The organism is Enterococcus avium (assembly GCF_002891025.1).
In the GTDB taxonomy this organism is placed as follows: Bacteria; Bacillota; Bacilli; order Lactobacillales; family Enterococcaceae; genus Enterococcus_A; species Enterococcus_A avium.
Genome location: NZ_NBSL01000002.1, coordinates 182,601 through 203,769 on the forward strand (window position 1 = coordinate 182,601; position 21,169 = coordinate 203,769).

Sequence of the window (21,169 nt, forward strand, 5' to 3'; positions counted from 1 at the left end):
TTGTGCCAATAAAACAGATAGTATGTTTAATGAACAGAAAATTACGAAGATTTTTGTTATTGGAAAAGCAGAAACTGTTCAATTACATTTGAAAAAAAACTAAGCAGTCCATTATAATTGAAGTATTGTATTAAATAAGGGTTAGGGGAGGACGATTTTATGGTGGCTATTAAAATTATTGAATGGGAAGATAAGTATGCCGAACAGTTTAAACGACTTTCATTGGAGTGGTTGGAAAAATATGTTTCTGTTGAACCAGCAGACTTAGAAATCATAAATAATCCCCATAGGAGTATTTTAGACAATGGTGGAATGATCTTCTTTGCCCTTTGTGATGGTCTAATCGTTGGAACTGTTGCTATGATAAGACAGAAAGATGGGAGCTTCGAACTAGCCAAATTAGCCGTAACGGAAGGCTATAAAGGTTTAAAAATCGGAAATCTGCTGATGGAGAAATCTTTGGAATTTGCAAGTCAAAGAAAAGCAATTACTGTTTTTCTATATACAAATCGAAGGTTATTGCCAGCGATTAACCTTTACGAAAAGTTTGGTTTTAAAGAGGTACCAGTAGCTCAAAATAAATATATCGAAGCAGATATGAAGATGGAACTAAAATTTTAAGCTGTTTATTTCATTTCTTTTGATTGAATTCCACAGGGGTTTAAAGCATGAATGAGTTAGAGAAATGTAAATAGTGTATTGAAATGTTTCGTTGGAAAGGAGGACTCCTCAATGAAGATCCAAGCTGTTACTAAGGGTGAGGTTACAGATAGATTATTAGAAATATTGGATCAGCAGCAGGTTGATTTTTTTGCATCGGAACCTGAACCCGATGCGTCTGAATGGGCTTTTTGTGCGAAGGAGGATAAGCATATAGTTGGTGGAATCACAGCGAAAAAGCAATATCAGACAATGCACATTTCATTATTAGCTGTTGATCCAGCTTATCGTAAAGACGGTATAGGTAGTCAATTGTTGGCTAAAATGGAACAAGTAGCTTTAAAACACCAAGTTACGACGATTACTTTAACGACAAAAGCTTATCAAGCATTAGGCTTCTATTTAAAGCAAGGGTATGAGGTGTTTGGCGAACTGGAAGATGTTCCGATGATAGGCACAACAAAATATTATCTGGTAAAAAAAATAAGCAGATGAAGGAAAGCTCCCTTCATCTGCTTATTAAAAGTAATAATACTGTACGACCATAATAGCTATCAAAACGAGAATACCTGGCAAATAGTTAGAGACACGAATCTTGGTCAGTTTCATGACGTTTAAGCCAATGGCTAAGATCATCAAACCGCCGATTGCACTGATTTCATTCATTAGACTATCTAGCAGCTCTGTAGGTAAATAACGAACAATGACGCTAGCAAAAATCGTGATAGCGCCTTGATAAATCAAAACTGGAAATGCCGAGAACAGAACACCGATGCCCAGTGAAGCAGTCAGCATGATGGACATGAAGCCATCCATTACCGCTTTAGTAAATAGGGTCTGGTGGTTACCGGTAACGCCACTTTCGATAGCTCCAATAATCCCCATTGAGCCAATGACATAAATCAAAGTTGCAGTGACAAAGCCCTCTGCGAAGTTGCTATTGCCCCGAGCAAAACGATTTTCAAGAAAAAGTCCTAAGCGTGTCATGGAGTCTTCGATTTTTAGAAATTCGCCGATCATTCCCCCAAGGCAAATACTGATGATGATAATGATAAAAGAACTTGCTTGTAACGACATTTGAATGGCCAATGCAACAACCCCTAAAGAAATCCCTTTTGTTACTGTATCTTTCGTTTGTTCCGTAATATTTCGTAAAATGATACCAGAAAAACTTCCAGCCATAATCGCAAGGCAATTTACCAATGACCCCAACAACATACTATTCACCCGTTTCTATGATTTCGATTAAAAAATAATTAATTCTTATTTAGACATCATCTTACCATGAGTGGGATTTTTTTTGAATAGTAAAAAAAACTGTACACCACTTCCTTAAAAGAAAGTGGTGTATAGTCTGATAGCTAGATATTATGTCGTTTTTTCTCGTTCACGTTTAGCTAAGGTTGGCATAATGAAGCCCAAACCAATCAGCACAGCGATTCCAACAATATTGATAATTAGTTCGTGCCAAAACAGGCTTGAACCATAAGGGGCATCCTGTGGTAAAACACCGAATAAAGTAGCGATAATAGTAACAACTAAACACCAGCCGCCAACAAACACGGCCATTCGATCATTCTTAATGAAGACATAGTCTGATTGAAATTTTTGACTATCTAGACGAATCCGAATAAAGGCATAGAAAATCCAGCAAGTTACACCTGGCGAAATGATGCCGTTAAGATTCAATAACCAATTGAAAATGTCATTCATTTCAGGTAAGAAAACGCCCAATAATAGAATAAACGCACTTAAGGCTGTGGTTAAAATGTAGCCGTTGATTGGTAAGCCTTCAGCGTTCAATTTCGTTAATTTTTTTGGCATGAATTGTTTACCAGTATCAGAAATCAGCATACGCGTCATAGCATCTAGTAAGACGGCTAGCAACGCACACATATAAATAATTTGTGTAACGGCAAAAATATACATCAGAGTATTGCCTAAATGGAAGAACTCTCCCAAACGCTGAAAGGCATAATAAGAGCCATTCATCTTTAAGTTATCTGGCAGGTGATGCGCATTGAAGAAGACGCCTAATGAGAAAGAACCAAAAACTGTTAAGAAAATTGTCATCACGGTCAACATAATCATGGCTTTGGGAAATTCTCGTTGCGGTTTACGCATCCGCGTGACAAATGGAGCAACCAGTTCGGCTCCGTTAATGGCATAGATTAAAAGACCAATCGTAGTCAAATAATGAAGATCAAACTTCGGTATGACAGCTCCAAGATTCATTGGCTGCGTTTCAATGTGTCCATTGGGCATAAACAATGAAGCGAACGTCATGAAGACGAATAAGATTGCCATGATGAACATGGCGCCGCCACCTAATGTGCTCAATACTTCTAGTGATTTTTTAAAATGACGTTGCAAGAAAATAAAAGCTAGGAAAACACAGAAGGTTAATAAGGCAAACATCGAATTAGACATTTTGTCTTCCATTGAATCATTTCCATTGATCAACCAACCAAAGCCGACAACAACGGCATTGGCAGTATCAACTACATAAGGAATTGACGCTGCCCAGTAGGTCCAGGCAGTGAAATAACCTAAACGATCACCGCTGGTTCCTCGAACCCACGAGGTCAGACCGCCGCCTTCATGATTAAAAACAGAACCCAATTGGCCAACCATTAAAGAATAGGGAATCACGTATAATAGCAGTAAAATTATCCAAGAAGTGATCACACCTAATCCTTGATTAGCAAAATTATAAATAATATCATCAAAGCCGATGACTGTAACAAATGACATCATGGCAAGTACAGGCCATGAGATAAAGCTTTTCTTTTCCTCAATCATACAAATTGCTCCTATTTCTATTAAGGTCTTAATTTTTTTAACTTACTGAAATATGAGAAAGGTTATCTCTCTGGAGACAGTGATGGTGATGGAGGCTTATTCCGATAGGTCACGAAAATCCCCTTTCTATTCACAAAATACGATTTATCATCCCATAGATAATAGAATTTCGCTACTAATAACTATTTTTTCATTCATAGTTTAGCATAGAAACCTTATTGGTACAGAATATCATTGATTATAGGCTTATTCTGTTCATTCCTCTTCTTTTTAGCTATACTGGTTTTAGAAGAAAAGGAGGACGTTCATATGAATGAATTTTTAGCCGAGGAAGAATTGGAGAAATCGGAAGAAAAAAATCCGATGATGTTAAAATTATTGAAGCAGCGCACGATATTGATTTACGGAGAAATTAACCAGGACTTGGCGAAGTCCGTGACAGAGCAATTGCTTTATCTATCTGCTGTCAGTGATGATCCCATCACGATGTTTATCAACAGTCAAGGCGGTCATGTGGAATCTGGTGATACGATCCATGACGTCATCCGTTTCATTAAGCCGAAAGTGAAAATGATTGGGACTGGTTGGGTTGCAAGTGCGGGAATTACAATCTATTTGGCTGCAGACAAAAAGGATCGCTATAGTCTGCCAAATACACGATATATGATCCATCAGCCAGCAGGTGGTGTACAAGGTCAATCAACTGAAATCCAGATCGAGGCAAAAGAAATTTTACGTATGCGTAAACGTGTAAACAAATTGATTGCCAAAGCAACTGGTCAAACATTGGAGCAAATCGAAAAAGATACAGATCGTAATTTTTGGCTGTCAGCCGAAGAAGCAAAAGATTACGGAATTGTTGGGAAAATTATAGAATCTGACTCTGCAGTAAAATAAGAGAAGATATATTTTTCGAGGTAGGCGAAAGCCTATCTTTTTTTGTCCCATTTCCTATATAACTGCTTCTAACATCATATGATTAAAGAGATTTTATAATTTTTGAATAAAAATGGATAGACAATAAAAAGTGAATCTGATAATGTTAGAAGAAAAATAAAATTTGATGTGAAAATTTTAACGATATTAATTTTACTTTGATAGGAATAAGGAGGAATAAATGTGGGTGCTAAATTAAAAGAGTTGTTAGGGCTGCCATCTTTACGTGAAGCTCAGTTAATGAGTGGACAAAATTGCTTAAATCAAACGGTCACATCCTTATCTTTCTTGGATATTTCAGATATGGATGATTATGTTACTTTGCTTGAGACAAATGAATACCATTCTGGCGAGTTAGCACTGACTTCTTTTTTCAGCATCAAAGACGACATAGAAAAGCAATGTGAAACAATTCGGCGGTTACATAAAATGGGTGTGCTGGGGATCGTCCTCTATTACGTAGGGATCGTAGTTCCAAAATTATCATCAGAAGTGATCCAAACAGCAGAAGATCTAGATTTTGTGATTATTCAAATGCCGAAAAATCAAAATCAGCTTCGCTATAGTGAAGTCATCGTAGAAGTGATGACAGCAATTCTTGAGAGTCGCCCGACAGAAAATATTGTAAACGAGGTTTTGGAGAAGGCCTCATTATTGCCAGACCATTTGCGAACAGTCGAGGTGACATTGAGATTGCTTTCTGACTTACTACGGACGAATATCATTTTGACTAATCCTGATAATGAGGTGATTAATCAGGTCAAATGGCCGCGTAATTCTTCTGTTGATCTAGAGCAACTGTTACGTCGAGTCGTAGTGGAGGATGATAAACAGGTTCAAAAAAATGATTTCGCGATTTTTTACAAAGAGCTTTATCACAAAGAAAACGGTCTTCTGCGATTCTATTTAATAAAGGAGAACGAGTTATTGACGGAGGTTGAATGCAATCAATCCGTTGAATTGCTGCAGGTGGCGATGAATTTTTGGGGAAAGAAGCATGGAGAAATCAGTGAGTATGCTTTAGTGCAGGCAATTTTGAGTGATGAAAGCGAAAAAATGTATCGTCTGGCTAATCATTTGAAGATTGATGTTAAGGGAATCGGTTTGATGTGGCTCCTACAGTTGAACGATTTGAGAGAAGAAAAGAAATTAAGACAGGATATTCTAGATTACGCCTCAAAATTTTATAAGACCTGTGTTGCTCAATTAATGGATGATCAATTGATCGTACTATTAGGAAATTATTGTCATAATGATTCTGAGCTAGAGCTAGGGGAGTCTTATCTGCGGACAAGTCCTTATCAAGAAATGATTGACAGTATCGTTTTGTGTCCACGTTTGCGCAACACCATGGATGTAAGAACGACCTATCAGTTAGTCAATAAAGTTGCGTTACAATTGCCAAAACTATTTCATGGGAAAAAGAGCTTTTCTATCAGTGAGATCCGGCAAGTGGCGAATGCGAGTAAGCTGATTCAATCGGGTGAAGCAGAAGTGGAAGAGACACTGAGCGTATTATCGCCGATTATGGATAGCAAGGAACAGCTGATGACGTTGTGCAGTTTTTTATTAGATGCTGGAGCCGATTTTCAAATTTGCAGCGAACAGCTGTTTATTCACAAAAATACAGTGAAGTATCGAATTAAAAAAATTAGTGAAGCATTAGGTTATAACGTTATGCGTTTTTCAGAGAGTTATGAATGTTACATCGCTTGTTTGACCTACCGTTTAATCAGTTTATAATTTTTAAACTGAAGGTGGCTCGGAATTCCGAGCCGCCTTTTTCATAATAGGCTCTTCGTCAAATCGTGTTGGTGAAGACAAATTTGAATAAAACTTAGTCCGATATGCGGCGCGTTCTGTGCGCCGCATATTTTTAGTTTTCAAAGATCAGACCTTGTTGTAAATAGATCCGTGCCCGAAAGTTATAAAAGTTGCGATAACCAAACGCAATTCGTTTAATCAGCTTGATCTTGTTATTCAGCCCCTCAGTGACGCCGTTTGAGTGGGACACCTTAAAGGCATTTGAAATACCCGATTGGTAGCGATGGAAGATCGTAAATTTCTTTTTAAACGACTGAGGTAACGTAGATGAAATTGTTTTAAGGGTTTCTTGAAAGCCTTCCGTATCTCGTTTAACGAAATAATAGCGTAATAATTGACAAAAATGATACGCTGTTCGCAATTCTTCGTTGTAGCTTAACAGTTCATCGACGATTTCTGTTTGACTAATCGGTCGTTTAAACAGTCGGTGATAATGTCTTTTGAGTGGCTCCAATGTCGTGGAATCTTTGAGTAAGAGTTTCCAATATCGCTTGAGCCGACGGTACTTCTTCTGATTTTCAGAGTGTGAGGTTCGAAAACGATTCATGATCTGGACACGCAATTGATTGAAGCTGCGATTGATATGTTGGACAATATGAAAGCGGTCAGTTACGATCTCCGCATTTGGAAAGACCGTTTTAAGCAGCTGACAATAGCTGGCATTCATGTCCATCACTAGGTACTTGACCTTTAAACGAGCTTTTCTAGGAAAGCGCAGGAAGTATTGAGTTAGTTTGTAAAGTCTACGATCTTCAAGGATCGTAAATAGCTGATTGGTTGTTCCATCAACACAAATAAAACTCATGGAACCAGAAACAGACTTCATTGATTTGAACTCATCCATGCATAACACCGTCGGAAGGAAGTTCATACGTGGCTGGTAATGCTTCGTTGCTTCACGCAAGATCCGTGTCACCGTCCCATCCGAGACGAAGTACTTCTTAGCGATTAGTTTACGTGATTGATTTTCGTACAGTTCCATGAGAATCGCCTGCTTCAGTTCCTTTGTTAGTTGATGATGTTCATCAACTAAGTCCGTTTTCGCAGAAAAGGTCCTTCCACAATCATGACAGAGAAAACGGGTACGTTTTAATTCTAAAATAGTTAACTTTTCTTTGACTTTCAACATCTGAGTGCGTGTCGTATAGGAACCGTTGCGGATAATACGAACCGATCGACAGTGTTCACAACAGGAAGGAGAGTCATCCAATTTTCCTTTAATAAACTGCGCTTGAACGCCTTTATATTCTTTTTCAATCAGCCATTCTTCATCAAAAAATAAATGTTTATCTGTTAATCCGAGTAATTTTCTAGTATGATTATCCATTGAGAGACTCCTTTGGTAGGGTGACGTTTTGGTCGACTAAATTTTACCAAAAGTGAGTCTCTTTTTGAGTTGAAACGAAGAAAAAAGTGTTAGTAGAAAATCGCCTTCGATTTTCCACCAACACAAAATATTATAGAACCTCATAATAATGCCAATAAAGCATCAATATCTTTTTCCTTCGTTGCCCAACTAGTTGCAAAACGAATCACTGTATGGGTATCATCATATTTTTCCCAAAAGCTAAAAGCGACTGCTTTTTTTAGTTCCGCCATTTGTTCATTTTCCAGAATAACGAATTGCTGATTTGTAGGTGATTCTAAATAAAAACGGTAATTCTTTTCAGCCAATCCTTGCTTCAATCGCATTGCCATCGCGATAGCGTGTTGACTAATCTCGAAATACAGTTGGTCAGTGAATAAGGTATCAAATTGCAACCCAAGCAATCGACCTTTGGCCAATAATGCTCCTTGTTGCTTCATATGGGCAACAAAGTATTCAGGTACGTTGTTTTTCGTAAAAACAATGGCTTCGCCTAATAAGGCCCCAACTTTAGTACCTCCGATGTAAAAGACATCACAATACTCTGCAATTAACGGCAACGTCAAATCAGATTCTGGACTAGCTAAACCGTAGCCCAATCGAGCCCCATCTAAGAATAAGGGGATTTGGTATTCGCGGCAGACATCAGAAATATTTTTTAATTCTTGTTTGGAATACAGCGTGCCATACTCGGTTGGGTGGGAGAGATAGACCATTCCTGGGAAAACCATGAATTCTTTATTATCATCTGACCAAAATTGTTCAAGATAAGCACGGATTTGTTGTGCTGAAATCTTGCCATTGGTTGGAGTTAAACTCAAAACCTTGTGTCCAGAAAACTCGATTGCGCCTGTCTCATGTGTAGCGATGTGGCCTGTTTCAGCAGCAATAACACCTTCAATTTTTTTTAACAGAGAGGCGATCACTAAAGCATTAGTCATTGTGCCACCAGAGATGAAAAAGACATCGGCATCAGGGCAATGACATGCTTGACGAATTTTGTTAATAGCGGAGGCTGAATATTTATCTCGTCCATACCCGCTCAATTTTTCCTCATTTGTTTCTAGCATGCGTTGCAGGATTTTTTCGTGCGCCCCTTCTAAATAATCACTTTCAAAATTTAACATAGTGTACCCCTTTCATTTAAAATAGTTCTCTTTTATTGTAGCAGATTGACAGAGTGTAGAAATGATAAAAAGACATGCGGCAAAATTGCTCACATGTCTCAATTTAATTAAAGAGTAATCGTTTCTCCAACAGCCATAACCTTACCGACATTTTCTGGTAATAGCTTGATAAAAGCTTCAGGATCTTGTTTGATGAGCGGGAAGGTATTGAAATGAATCGGTACAACCTTTTTTGCCCTTAAACGTTTCGCAGCATTAGCCGCTTCAGATGGTCCCATCGTGAAATTATCTCCAATTGGTAAAAAGGCGATATCGATATCAAAGGCCTCACCAAAAAGTGACATATCCCCGAAATTTGAGGTGTCTCCAGCATGATAGATTGTTTTACCTTCTGTCTGAAAAATAAAACCAGCCGGTTCACCCATATAAATCATTTGTCCATCTACTTCATATCCCGAGCTATGTTGAGCATGGACCATTTTTACTCGCCCAAAGGGAAAATCAAATTTTCCACCGATATTCATACCATGAGTCTTATTCACGCCATTTTTTTCTGCAAAACTGCAGATTTCAACGTTACTAATAACTGTGGCATCATTGTGTTTCGCAATTGGAATCATATCTCCGATGTGATCGCTATGTCCATGGGTGATCAAGAGCCAATCCGTTTCTACTTCATTTGTCTTTAAGTCTGTCAAAGAATTTCCTGTAATAAAAGGGTCAAACAACAATTTTTGTCCGTCTTCTGTAATGATCGATAGAACGGAGTGACCATGATAAGTGATTTTCATAGTGTATCCCTCTCTTTCTATAAAGCTATTATATCGAAGCTACACAATAATAAGTAAGCTTTTGCTTTCGTTTGAAATCGTTTAAAATAGGAGAAAAGCAAATCAGAAACTAACGGAGGGAAGAAGATGAAATTAGCGATTGATCCAAAAGTGAAAGAACAAGGTGTATCACTAGCTTATAGTGTTATCGAGTTTAAAAATGAAGCACACAACGAGAAAATTTGGCAGGAAATGTTGAATCCTTTATTAAAAAGTATTGAATCAACTGACACATTAGATACTATTAAAGAAAATCCGCAGATTATCACAACAAAAAAAGTTTATAAACTGTTAGGAAAAGACCCTGCTCGTTTTAGACCGTCTTCTGATAGTTTATGGCGGCGGATTGTTCAGCAAAAAGGACTGTACCAGATTAATGCACTCGTTGATCTGAATAACTATTTTTCATTAAAATGGAAACTGCCATTTGGGGCCTACGATCTAGAAAAAATCACAGAACCAATTCAATTGACCGTGGGACAAGCAGGCGCACGTTATACAGGGATTGGAAAAAAATCCGTCAATATTGAAAATCTTTTGGTGTTAGCGGACGATGCCGGACCATTCGGTAGCCCAACATCTGATTCGACACGCGGGATGATTGCTGAGGAAACAACACGTGCATTATTGGTTGGGTACCAATTTGAGGATGAAACGGTTATTGATCAAGCAGAAGTCAGATCTATTCTGGAAAGATATTTGGCTGACTGTCGAATCATTGAACAAGGGGTTATATAAAAAACGAGGCAAAAATCTGCCTCGTTGTCTATTCCCAATTTTTACAAACATCGATCCATTGCTTGAACTGTGTATATTTTTCTAATTCAGGTATGGTCAGTTCGATGGCATTATTTGAACTACCGCAAGCAGGATAAACACTTTCGAAGCGCTTTAAGGAATCATCAAGAAAAACATCGATACCATCATTGATTCCAAAAGGACAAACACCGCCGACTGGGTGTCCAATGGTTGATTCTACCTTCTCTGCCTTCAACATTAGAGCACGTTCACCAAAAGTAGCTTTGAATTTTGCATTGTCGATCTTTGCATCACCGGCAGTAACAATCAAAATACTTTTATCCGCTCTTTTTAGTTTAAAGGACAGAGTTTTTGCGATGCGTTCAGGAGCACAATTTAGAGCTTGGGCCGCTAGTTCAACCGTTGCACTAGAGACAGGGAATTCTTGAATCCGGTCAGCCATTCCATAGTGTGAGAAGTACTCTTTTACAGCTTCAACTGACATATATTTTCCTCCTTATTTATTTAAAAGCAATAAAATTTTTCTCAAGAGAGAAATTAGGTGGATCTGAATGTCGAAATTCTTTTTAGCTAAATATTCTGCGAAGAGTTGACATTCTTAATGTGATCATTTCATCTGTACGTTTATTTAATTAATAATGATACACGCTTTATCGGACGTAGTAAATAATATTTTGTTAGAATAGGAAAAGAGGTTCTCATAGGAGGAATCGAATATGAAAGAGGATAAAAAGAAGCTGCTAGCTAAGATTGCCTATATGTATTATGAACAAGAAATGACACAGGCTCAGATTGCTAAAGAGTTGGATATCTATCGTACAACGGTTAGCCGCATGTTGAGTCAAGCGAAAGCAGAAGGAATTGTAGAGATCAAGATTAATCATTTTGATGCGAGTCTGTTTGAGTTAGAAGAGCAGTTAAAACATGCCTTTAATCTGACTGCCGTTGAAATAGTCCCAAATGAAAGTGACAACAGTGAAGAGGCTAAAGAAGAGCAGTTAGCTGAAGCAGCCGGTGCTTGGATTCGTCGTCATTTATCGGATGATATGGTGATTGGCTTGTCTTGGGGTGCCAGCGTTGGAAGAGCAGTGAACAGGATTGATCCAAAGCAATTGTCAAATGTTTCTGTCGTTCCGATAGTCGGTGGACCAAGTCATATTAATTCGCGCTATCATGTGAATACACTGGTCTATGAGTTGGCCCGCAAATTGAATGGACAAAGCTTATTTGTAAATGCCACAGTTATTCAAGAAACAAAAGAACTAGCAGAAGGAATCTTCAATTCGAAATATTTCCACGATCTAAAAGAATATTGGAAACGACTCGATTTAGTCATTGTAGGTGTTGGTGGACCTTTAAGCTATCATAAAAGTCAGTGGCGAGATTTGCTATCGCAGGCAGATTATGAGGAGTTAAAATTACGTGAAGCAGTAGGAGATTGTTGTTGTCGTTTCTATGACGGCTACGGAAAGCTTTTGAATGGACCTTTAAATCAACGAACAATAGGCTTGTCATTAGCTGAGCTAGCTAGGGTTCCTCAAACAGTGGGAATTGCTCGCGGCGTTTCGAAGGCTCGTTCAATCGCTCCATTGCTGGAAAAAGGGTACCTTAAAACATTGATTACCGATCAAGAGACGGCCCAAGAGATTTTACGGCTGAATCAACGAAAGTAGTTTATTAATTACAAAATGCACATTTGTGCGATTCACTTAAGAAATTTATCTGCGGAAGGCTTGCGTAAAAGCTTTCCGCATTTTTTGTAATGAGAAGGCACAAATCTTTTTTTGAAGGTGCTATGCTAGTTCTATACAAAAAAGTAAGGGAGTTTTCAAAGATGGAATTTATGTTAGATACAGCCAATCTTGCTGATATTAAGAAATTTGCGGATTTTTTACCGATTGCGGGAGTCACTTCGAATCCTTCAATTGTTAAAAAAGAAGGAAAAATAGATTTTTTCCACCACATGAAAGAAATTCGCGGCATCATTGGAGAACACCGTTCATTACATGTACAAGTAGTGGCAACAGACTATGAAGGAATTATCAAAGATGCTGAAACGATCTTAGCAAACATTGATCAAAAGGTATTCATCAAGATTCCGGTCAATGAACCCGGCTTGAAGGCGATCAAAGAATTAAAACGCCGCGGTGTTAACGTCACTGCAACAGCTATCTATACGAAGTTTCAGGCTTATCTTGCAATCGCAGCTGGTGCGGATTATATCGCACCGTATTTTAATCGGATGGAAAACTTGAATATCGATCCACGGGAAGCTATTTTCGAAATGGCAGAAGAAATCGCTCGAACAAAGAGTGAAACAAAAATATTGGCAGCTAGTTTCAAGAATGTTGGTCAAGTAAATGCCGCCTTGGAAAATGGCAGTCAAGCAGCCACAATGGGTGTTGATATTATTCAACAAGCGTTAGCAATGCCATCAATTGCCCAAGCAGTGACTGATTTTACAGGAGATTGGGAGGCAATTTTCGGAGAAGGAACAACAGTTGCTGATTTATAACAAAAACACAAAAATATTTTTATGACTGTAGATGAGGTCTACAGTCTTTTTTTTGAAAAATGAATGCTCTATTTCGAGATAGAGATACATGATTAGACGAATCAGCAAGCTTTTCTCTTCAAAAATCAGATTATCAGATGTTAAGCTGAAGAGGAGGTGGGAACAATGCATGAGCTTCAGAAAGAATGGGCACAATGAAAGTATTTTGTCATGGCACGGTCGCAAAAGGAGTATTTAGTATTGCGACAGCTTTTTTCCGGCAATCAGTGGTCAGAGAAGAAAACTGAGCAATTTTATCAGCATTTGGCTGAGGTGAAAAAGTTGCCTATTAATTTAAATGCTCAAAGAAATGCTTACGAACATGTTTGGGGGTATTTCAAAAAAGTAGCTACGATAGAAGAAAAACAACACTTTTTTACATTGCTAAATCAGATGACAGAAACTAACAATGACGCATTGTCTTATTTGAAAAAGTTAGCGCAAAAGTATCAAACGAATTATCTTTTAGAATCTCATTTATTTGATTAAAGCAAATCGTTTCCGAATTTCTAACAGGACTTTTATAATGGAAGGATATGGAGGGATGTATGAATGGAAACACGTGCAATTGTAATAGAAGAATACGGTCATGCAGATCAATTAAAAGAAAGTAACGTAGCATTACCTGAGCTAGGTGAACACCAAGTTTTGGTTAAAATAAAGGCTACGTCAGTTAACCCAATCGATTGGAAATTACGAGAAGGTTATTTAGCACAAATGATGCCTTGGGATTTTCCAATCATTTTAGGATGGGATGTCGCTGGCGAAATTGTAGAGATTGGTTCAGCAGTAAAAGATTGGCAAGTTGGTCAAGAAATTTTTTCTCGTCCAGAGACCACTCGTTTTGGTACATATGCGGACTACACAATTGTGGATGATCATTTGTTAGCACGCAAACCTGAAGGGGCTTCTTTTGAAGATGCTGCCGCAGTGCCTTTAGCAGGATTAACAGCTTATCAAGCATTGTTCACTCACGGAAAACTAAAAGCAGGTGAAAAGGTCTTGATTCACGCAGGTGCGGGTGGAGTAGGCATTTACGCTGTTCAATTAGCGAAGAATATTGGTGCAACAGTAATCACTACAGCAAGCAAAAAAAATCACGCACTATTAAAAGAACTAGGAGCCGATCAAGTAATCGATTATCATACGACTGATTTTTCAGAGGTTTTAGAAGATATTGATCTAGTTTTTGATACAATGGGCGGCGATGTTCAAAGAGACAGCTTTAAAGTATTGAATGAAAATGGCCGTTTAATCTCAATCGTCAGTCAACCAGATGAAGAGTTAGCTAAAAACGTTGCTGTAGCAGAAAGCATCTGGCTTCAACCGGATGGCAAGCAATTACAAGAGATAGCAGATTTAATGACTGAAGGAAAAGTGAAAAGTGTCGTTGGACATACTTATCCTCTAACGGCAGAGGGTGTGAAAAAAGCACATGAATTAAGCGAGACTCACCATGCTAAAGGAAAAATTGTCTTAGTCAATGAATAGTTAAGAAGCTGTACCTAAACTTGGTGCAGCTTTTTTTCTATAACGTTTTTAAAATCGTAGGTTCAGTAATTGAAGATAAATAGTAATTTGACAGCGAATTTATTTATCGGTATCGTTAAGATAAAAATGAAAGCGATTTAAGGAGGAGTAATATGAATGAAATTGTGAATAGTGTACACTTTTTAAAACAACAAAAATGGGTGGATTTAAGTCATAGCATATATGGTGGTATTCCTTATTTTCAATCATTTCAGCCAATGCAGGAAAAAACACTAGTTACAGTCAAAAATGATGGATTTTTTGCTAAAGAGTATCAATTAGTGACACAATATGGAACTCATATTGATGCTCCAGTGCATTTCGTAGAAGATCGTGTGGCGGTGGATCAGTTACCAATCAAAGATTTTTTATTGCCTTTAATAGTTATCAACAAAGAAAAAGAAGTTGCAGAAAATCCTGATTATTCTCTGACGGTGGAAGATATTCTTACTTTTGAAGAAGAGCATGGAAACATTCCAGCAGAAAGCTTTGTCGCATTTGCCAGTGGCTGGTCTAAACGCTGGGAGGATTTGGAGGCATTCTATAATGTCGATCAAGAAGGGCAGGCCCACACGCCAGGTTGGTCCTTGGAGGCCTTAAAATTCTTACATGAAGAACGACAAGTTACAGCGATAGGTCATGAGACACTGGATACTGATTCAGCAGTGAATTGTACCCGAAATGGGGGACTAATTGGAGAGCTGTACTGGCTACAGCAGGACAAATTTCAAGTGGAGGTCTTAAATCGGTTGACGGAGCTTCCACCAGTTGGCGGCGCTATCTCGATTGGTGTACCAAAAGTCAAAGATGCTCCAGGGTTTAATGTTCGTGCGATTGCTATCATTCCAGCATGAAAAAAGCAAGGTTTCGTTTAAAAAACGAAGCCTTGTTTTTTTAGAAATTCAACAGTATTTTGACGTCTTGGATACTCAAAATGTTGTCGAACTTTTTCTGACCAGTTAGTGCTCTGAACATTCGTGCTTCGAGCTTGATAATAGTCAGCAGTTTTTTCATCATAAGCATTGATCATCTCGGCTGTTAATGATTGGTAGGTATTGGTTCCAAGTATAGTATTGAGTGGCAGTCTTGGTTTTACCTCATTTTTTTTAACTGGATAGCCGACAAACATACCAAATACTGGATAAGTTAACTCAGGGAGTTCAAGAATATCCTTCATCTGAAATAAGTTATTCCGAATACCACCGACATAACAAATTCCTAGACTAACCGATTCAGCATAAATTGCCATCGATTGTGCAGCTAAGGTTGCGTCAACGATTGAAACCACTAATGACTCCATTGTGCGCAAGTGTTCCATAGAGTCGTTGTTCATAGCTAAGACTTGTGCGTGTTTATTTAAATCTGCAACAAAAATGTAAAGAGCGCCTTTTTCCCCATTATCAACAGGAAAATTTGCGATTTGTTCAATCTTTTTTCTTTTTTTAGCTTCGGTAATTTCAATTATCGAGAAGGCTTGTAAAAAGTTAGAGCTGCTGGCACTTTGGGCGGATAAGATTAACTGTTCTCTTAGTTCGTCAGTTAGTTTTTGCTGGGTGAAGGACCGTACTGATGTGTGTTGGAGCATTGTTTCAAAAAGTTCCATTAAGAAACCTCCTCTTTTTATAGTAATTTACTCGTCAAACTGAATATATCACAGGGAAAAGACAATAGGAAGTAAAGCGATATTGGAGAGCTTGTGGGTATGCACAAGCAGCCAACAGAAAAATCAAACTATTTTCGAAGAGAAGATATGTGATTCTACTTAACCTGTTGAAGCAAGAAGATGAACTGACAAAGCGTAAAGAAAAAATCAAACTATCTTTGGACGCATACGATTCTACTAATCGCACTAAAAATACGAAGCGAAACTCGCAAAATCCGAACATTTTGATAAAAAGGTTTGATTTAATTCATAAAAATCTCATCGTTTTGTCATCACTGTGCTATAATGAGAAACAATTATCTGAAGGGAGTTATGCAAATGCGTGGCGTAGTAACGGTTATTGGAAAGGACAAGGTTGGTATCGTAGCCGGTACCAGTCAAAAATTAGCGGAATTAAAAATTAATATTCTTGATGTTTCTCAAACAATTATGGGAGATTATTTTACCATGATGATGTTAGTGGACTTGACCAATGCTACAGCAGATTTTGAAGGAGCACGTGAACAGCTTCATGAACTAGGGAAAAACTTAGGCGTGAAGATTAGTATTCAAAATCAAGAAATTTTTGACACGATGCATAAATTATAGGGAGGACTCTTTGTGGAAATCAATCAAATAATGGAAACGATTCGAATGATCGAAGAAGAAAATTTAGATATTCGAACGATTACCATGGGGATATCATTGCTAGATTGTATTAATAGCGACAGTGATCGCGCCTGTGAAAAGATTTATAACAAAATTACTACGAAAGCAAAAGACTTGGTTAAAGTTGGTGAGTCGATTGAAGCTGAATATGGTATTCCTATCATTAACAAACGTATCTCTGTTACACCGATTGGAATTATTGCAGCGGCGACTCCCGATACAGACTATGTAAAATTTGCTAAAATATTAGATAAAGCAGCGAAAGACGTGGGCGTTAACTTCTTAGGCGGTTTCTCAGCCTTAGTTGAAAAGGGCTATCAGCATGGAGACAGAATTCTAATCGATTCAATTCCTCAAGCGTTAGCAGAAACAGATTTTGTCTGTGCTTCAGTTAATATCGGTTCAACAAGAGCGGGAATTAACATGGATGCTGTTGCACATACAGGAAGAATTGTTAAAGAGACAGCAGCAGCTTCTGATCTCGGCTGTGCGAAATTAGTAATTTTTGCCAATGCAGTGGAAGACAACCCGTTCATGGCTGGTGCCTTTCATGGCGTAGGTGAAGCAGATTGTGTGATCAATGTTGGCGTCAGCGGCCCAGGAGTTGTGAAGCGTGCATTAGAAAAAGTCAAAGGTGAATCTTTTGATGTTGTCGCGGAAACGGTGAAGCAAACAGCTTTCAAAATCACACGCATGGGACAACTGGTCGGGAAGATTGCGTCAGAACGATTGAATGTACCTTTTGGAATCGTGGACTTATCATTAGCACCGACACCAGCAGTGGGTGATTCAGTGGCTCATGTGCTGGAAGAAATGGGCTTAGAAACAGTCGGAACTCATGGAACGACAGCAGCATTGGCTTTATTAAATGATGCAGTGAAAAAAGGCGGTGTCATGGCATGTAATCATGTTGGTGGATTATCTGGTGCATTCATTCCTGTTTCAGAAGATGCCGGGATGATTGATGCGGTGAATAATGGTTCTTTATCGATTGAAAAACTAGAAGCTATGACGGCGATTTGTTCGGTAGGTTTAGATATGATCGCAATTCCTGGCGATACACCAGCTAGTACCATTGGGGCAATGATCGCAGACGAAGCGGCAATAGGTGTGATCAATCATAAAACTACCGCTGTTCGGATCATTCCAGCGAAAGATAAAAAAATTGGTGATATGGTTGAATTTGGCGGTTTGCTGGGTAGAGCACCAGTTATGGCTGTTAATGCAGCTGGCTCTGATGATTTCATCGCTCGCGGTGGACGAATTCCAGCTCCGATTCACTCATTTAAGAACTAAATTTAATAGAAGTGATTGTTAAGAGAACGCTGCAAGAGTGGAAACTTTTGTAGTGTTCTTTTTTTGACAATATAGAAAGTATAAAATTTTCACATGAGTTAATTGCTTTACAACGGGAATATTCATGTCCGGCTTCACAAACTAGCTTTATCGGCAATAAGCAAAAATATTTCTAAATTTGAGAAGCAATTTAGAAATATTTTGGTCTTATTGCTCAAAAGCTGAGCGAGTTCGCGAAGCCTTTCTTAATTTTAGTTGAAATTTTTTGTGCCAGTCATGAAAACGTTTTGTGTTAGAATGAAATGGACGAAAAAACAGGAGTAGACAGATGAAAAATAAAACATATCTAAAGGCGAGTTTACGAGAAATCATTTACTCAAAAGGCCGTTTCATTTCAATCGTTTTAATTATTTTATTAGGCACATTATTGTACGTAGGGATCAAAGCAACTGGCCCAATCTTAAATCATTCGGCTAGTCAGTTTGTGGATAAGCAGGAGTTATCGAACCTGCAAATTATTTCAACTGGTGGTTTGACAAAAGAAGATGAAAAATTGGCAGAGACAGTCCCAAATGCTGAAGTCGAAAGTGGATATCAATTGTTTTATGCTGATAGTGATAAGAATCAAGTAGTGAAGCTTTATTCTTATGACAAAGACAATCAGCAGAATCAATTGATTGTAAAATCGGGACATTTGCCAAAAAAAGATAATGAGATTGTCTTGGATGAAAAAGCCAAAGAGGAAGGCTATCGTCTCAATCAAACATATAAAATTGATCAGCCAGATCAGTTGAAACGTAAAAACTTTAAAATCGTTGGATTTGTACAATCACCAATGTATATAAGTACAGAAGAACGCGGTCTTTCGAACGTCGGAAACGGCAGTGTTGATTTCTTCGCTTATTTACCAGAGAATAATTTTTCCAGTGAGATAAAATCGGTAATCTATCTCCGATTTTCAAATGTCGATGGGAAAGAAACCTATGGTAAAGCTTACGAGAAAAAGATGAATCAAAATATCGACAAAGTTGAAAAGCTTTTTGCAGAACGACCGCAAGAACGCGCGGCAGAGATCAAAGCAGAAGCAGAAAAGGATTTACTGCCAAGAAAAGTTGAAGTAACTGATAATTTGGCGAAGGCGGATGCCGGACAAAAGGAGTTGGATCAAGCCAAGGCTCAGTTAGAACAACAGGCCGTCATGGTACCAACTGGAAATCCAGAATTGGCAAAGGCTCAGGAAGAACTAGATGCACAGCAAAAAGAACTTACTAGAAACCGTGAACAACTAGTCGAGGCTCAACAAAAAATCAGCGATAGTGAAAAAGAAATCAGCGAGTTGAAAACGCCTAGTTATTCTTTTGACCAACGGGCAGACAATCCAGGCTTTCAAGAATATGGAGACCTTTCCGAGCGGATTGCAGCGATCGCTAATGTCTTTCCTATTTTTTTCTTTTTCATTGCAGCATTAATCACATTTACAACAATGACTCGGATGGTAGAGGAAAATCGACGAGAGATTGGTACTTTAAAGGCACTGGGCTATTCACGTTTTGAAATTTCGATCAAGTATATTATTTATGCTTTATCAGCAGCGGCTATAGGAATTGTTTTAGGTAGTGTGATTGGGACACATACATTGCCTCGATTAATTTTTGTACTTTCCAGTGATCGCTATAATTTTTCAGGAGTGACTGCATTTTATTTGCCGCGTCCCATCATCCAAGCCTCCATTGCTTTTCTATTTGCTAGTTTGGGAGCTGCTCTACTGGTATTGTTCCGTGAGCTGCATGAAAAACCGGCCGACCTCCTTCAACCGAAGGCTCCAAAACCTGGTAAACGGATTTTCTTGGAACGGCTCACACCGATATGGTCGCGTATGAGTTTTAACTCAAAGGTTAGCTATCGCAATTTATTTCGCTATAAATCGCGGATGATCATGGCTGTGATCGGAATTGCTGGCTGTGCTGCGTTGATGGTTGCTGGAGTCGGCTTGAAAGATTCACTAAGTTCAGTCGGTGATAAACAATTTGGCCCGATCATTGATTATGATGCGATTGTCACTCTGAAAGATCAACCTGATGAAGCAAAAGTTAATATGATCTTTTCTCAGAATAAAAAGCTTACTAGCGAATTGGCAATGATGAATCAAACCGTTGAATTAAAACAAAAAGGACAGGCCAATCAGAAACTTACCATGATGGTGCCAAAAGATCAGCAAAAGTTTATAAATTACTTGCATTTGAAGAATCAAGGTGAGAAATTTAATTTGCCAAATGATGGTGCCGTGATTACACAAAAGATGGCAGAACTGTTTAATCTAGAGAAAGGCGACAGCTTAACAGTCCATGATGAGGATCAACAAACCTTTAAAGTTAAAATCGCCAATATCGCTGACAATTATCTAGGAAACTTTTTGTATTTATCAAAGGATTACTATCAGCAGGCTCGGGGAAAAGATTTCAAAATGAATAGTTATTTATTGAAAAGTAAAAAAATGACTAAATCAGAGGAAAAAGAACTGTCTCAAAAACTGTTGAGTTCTGGTCAAGTGGTAAATACTTCTTTTATCTCTACGCAAATAGAAGCTCAAGAACAATCAATGGATAATCTTGATGGGATTGTATGGATCTTTGTCGTTTTATCAGGCTTATTGGCGTTCATTGTGTTGTATAATTTGACGAATATAAATGTTTCAGAACGAGTACGGGAACTGTCAACAATCAAAGTATTAGGCTTTTATGACCGAGAAGTCACTTCATACATTTTTCGTGAGAATTTTGTCTTTACTATTTTAGGAATTTTGTTTGGTTACGGTCTAGGGATTATTTTGACCAAATTTATTTTAGATCAAGCATCGATGGAGACTATCACATTTCCGTTAGTAATTCGCTTAGGTGCATATCTTTCGTCTGGCGGATTGACTATTCTTTTTTCCGTCATTGTAATGGTCGCGACACATTTTCGGTTGCGGCATATCAATATGATTGATGCTCTGAAATCAAATGAATAACCTTGGAAGAAAAGCGTTGACAAATATTTTTTGTGGGGCTATGCTTTACTCAATAATACAATGCAATGAAAAGGACAATATCTGAGTTTGTTTCTCGTCTCACCAGAGAAAGAAGCCATGGCTGGAAGCTTCTGAACGATAAAACCAGATTACTCCCTTTGAGC

20 protein-coding genes are annotated in these 21,169 nt (G+C 38.2%); 13 read left to right on the forward strand and 7 right to left on the reverse strand.

The genetic code is table 11. The annotated features are described in order from the left end of the window. Nucleotides 1-159 precede the first annotated feature (159 nt). Nucleotides 160-621 (forward strand): GNAT family N-acetyltransferase, encoded by a 462-nt coding sequence (locus tag AUF14_RS01015; RefSeq protein WP_016180959.1) that lies wholly within the window; start codon nt 160-162, stop codon nt 619-621. A 111-nt stretch (nt 622-732) separates the two neighbouring features. Beyond that, entirely contained in the window at nt 733-1,155 is a 423-nt protein-coding gene (locus AUF14_RS01020) for a GNAT family N-acetyltransferase (RefSeq protein WP_016180958.1), read from the forward strand. Between the two features lie 24 nt (nt 1,156-1,179). On the opposite strand, the gene AUF14_RS01025 is transcribed toward AUF14_RS01020, so the two are convergent. Both AUF14_RS01025 and AUF14_RS01030 read right to left on the reverse strand, forming a co-directional pair. Next, complete coding sequence (locus tag AUF14_RS01025) at nt 1,180-1,878, reverse strand: DUF554 domain-containing protein (protein ID WP_016180957.1); 699 nt, start codon at nt 1,876-1,878, stop codon at nt 1,180-1,182. A gap of 150 nt (nt 1,879-2,028) precedes the next feature. Next, a complete protein-coding gene (locus tag AUF14_RS01030; RefSeq protein ID WP_016180956.1) occupies nt 2,029-3,462 on the reverse strand; it encodes an amino acid permease in 1,434 nt (477 codons plus the stop codon). 309 nt (nt 3,463-3,771) lie between these two features. On the opposite strand from AUF14_RS01030, the gene AUF14_RS01035 reads away from it, so the two are divergent. Together AUF14_RS01035 and AUF14_RS01040 are read left to right on the forward strand one after the other, a co-directional pair. Further along, nucleotides 3,772-4,359 carry an ATP-dependent Clp protease proteolytic subunit gene (locus tag AUF14_RS01035; RefSeq protein WP_016180955.1) on the forward strand — a complete coding sequence of 196 codons (588 nt, stop codon included), beginning with the start codon at nt 3,772-3,774 and terminating at the stop codon, nt 4,357-4,359. A 222-nt stretch (nt 4,360-4,581) separates the two neighbouring features. Continuing rightward, nucleotides 4,582-6,141, forward strand: a complete 1,560-nt coding sequence (locus AUF14_RS01040; RefSeq protein ID WP_016180954.1) for a PucR family transcriptional regulator — start codon at nt 4,582-4,584, stop codon at nt 6,139-6,141. Between the two features lie 133 nt (nt 6,142-6,274). On the opposite strand, the gene AUF14_RS01045 is transcribed toward AUF14_RS01040, so the two are convergent. The 3 genes from AUF14_RS01045 to AUF14_RS01055 form a co-directional block, all read right to left on the reverse strand. Next, nucleotides 6,275-7,549 carry an ISL3-like element IS1476 family transposase gene (locus tag AUF14_RS01045; RefSeq protein WP_016252543.1) on the reverse strand — a complete coding sequence of 425 codons (1,275 nt, stop codon included), beginning with the start codon at nt 7,547-7,549 and terminating at the stop codon, nt 6,275-6,277. A 140-nt stretch (nt 7,550-7,689) separates the two neighbouring features. Then, entirely contained in the window at nt 7,690-8,715 is a 1,026-nt protein-coding gene (locus AUF14_RS01050; RefSeq protein ID WP_016180953.1) for a threonine aldolase family protein, read from the reverse strand. 107 nt (nt 8,716-8,822) lie between these two features. Next, entirely contained in the window at nt 8,823-9,506 is a 684-nt protein-coding gene (locus tag AUF14_RS01055) for a metal-dependent hydrolase (protein WP_016180952.1), read from the reverse strand. 126 nt (nt 9,507-9,632) lie between these two features. Here AUF14_RS01055 and AUF14_RS01060 point away from each other — a divergent pair, with 126 nt between their 5' ends. Continuing rightward, nucleotides 9,633-10,283 carry a B3/B4 domain-containing protein gene (locus AUF14_RS01060; RefSeq protein ID WP_016180951.1) on the forward strand — a complete coding sequence of 217 codons (651 nt, stop codon included), beginning with the start codon at nt 9,633-9,635 and terminating at the stop codon, nt 10,281-10,283. 28 nt (nt 10,284-10,311) lie between these two features. Here AUF14_RS01060 and AUF14_RS01065 read toward each other — a convergent pair whose 3' ends face one another. Next, nucleotides 10,312-10,788 carry a YbaK/EbsC family protein gene (locus tag AUF14_RS01065; RefSeq protein ID WP_016180950.1) on the reverse strand — a complete coding sequence of 159 codons (477 nt, stop codon included), beginning with the start codon at nt 10,786-10,788 and terminating at the stop codon, nt 10,312-10,314. A gap of 232 nt (nt 10,789-11,020) precedes the next feature. Between AUF14_RS01065 and AUF14_RS01070 the strand changes: the two genes are divergently transcribed. The 5 genes from AUF14_RS01070 (at nt 11,021) to AUF14_RS01090 (ending at nt 15,242) form a co-directional block, all read left to right on the forward strand. Then, a complete protein-coding gene (locus AUF14_RS01070) occupies nt 11,021-11,977 on the forward strand; it encodes a sugar-binding transcriptional regulator (RefSeq protein WP_016180949.1) in 957 nt (318 codons plus the stop codon). 161 nt (nt 11,978-12,138) lie between these two features. After that, complete coding sequence (locus tag AUF14_RS01075) at nt 12,139-12,819, forward strand: fructose-6-phosphate aldolase (RefSeq protein WP_016180948.1); 681 nt, start codon at nt 12,139-12,141, stop codon at nt 12,817-12,819. 210 nt (nt 12,820-13,029) lie between these two features. Next, a complete protein-coding gene (locus tag AUF14_RS01080; RefSeq protein ID WP_071879929.1) occupies nt 13,030-13,347 on the forward strand; it encodes a DUF1722 domain-containing protein in 318 nt (105 codons plus the stop codon). A 63-nt stretch (nt 13,348-13,410) separates the two neighbouring features. Then, nucleotides 13,411-14,349, forward strand: a complete 939-nt coding sequence (locus tag AUF14_RS01085; RefSeq protein WP_016180946.1) for an NADP-dependent oxidoreductase — start codon at nt 13,411-13,413, stop codon at nt 14,347-14,349. A 152-nt stretch (nt 14,350-14,501) separates the two neighbouring features. Beyond that, on the forward strand, nt 14,502-15,242 hold the full coding sequence (locus AUF14_RS01090) for a cyclase family protein (protein ID WP_016180945.1): 741 nt from the start codon (nt 14,502-14,504) through the stop codon (nt 15,240-15,242). A 17-nt stretch (nt 15,243-15,259) separates the two neighbouring features. Here the strand turns inward: AUF14_RS01090 and AUF14_RS01095 are convergent, their stop codons facing one another. Further along, nucleotides 15,260-15,991: an NADPH-dependent oxidoreductase gene (locus tag AUF14_RS01095; RefSeq protein ID WP_016180944.1), complete on the reverse strand. Its 732-nt coding sequence runs from the start codon at nt 15,989-15,991 to the stop codon at nt 15,260-15,262. A 378-nt stretch (nt 15,992-16,369) separates the two neighbouring features. Here AUF14_RS01095 and AUF14_RS01100 point away from each other — a divergent pair, with 378 nt between their 5' ends. The 3 genes from AUF14_RS01100 to AUF14_RS01110 all read left to right on the forward strand — a co-directional run bounded on the left by AUF14_RS01100 (nt 16,370) and on the right by AUF14_RS01110 (nt 21,005). Continuing rightward, a complete protein-coding gene (locus tag AUF14_RS01100; RefSeq protein ID WP_016180943.1) occupies nt 16,370-16,639 on the forward strand; it encodes an ACT domain-containing protein in 270 nt (89 codons plus the stop codon). 12 nt (nt 16,640-16,651) lie between these two features. Continuing rightward, entirely contained in the window at nt 16,652-17,995 is a 1,344-nt protein-coding gene (locus tag AUF14_RS01105) for a PFL family protein (protein ID WP_016180942.1), read from the forward strand. A 328-nt stretch (nt 17,996-18,323) separates the two neighbouring features. Then, nucleotides 18,324-21,005 (forward strand): ABC transporter permease, encoded by a 2,682-nt coding sequence (locus AUF14_RS01110; RefSeq protein WP_016180941.1) that lies wholly within the window; start codon nt 18,324-18,326, stop codon nt 21,003-21,005. Nucleotides 21,006-21,169 lie beyond the last annotated feature (164 nt).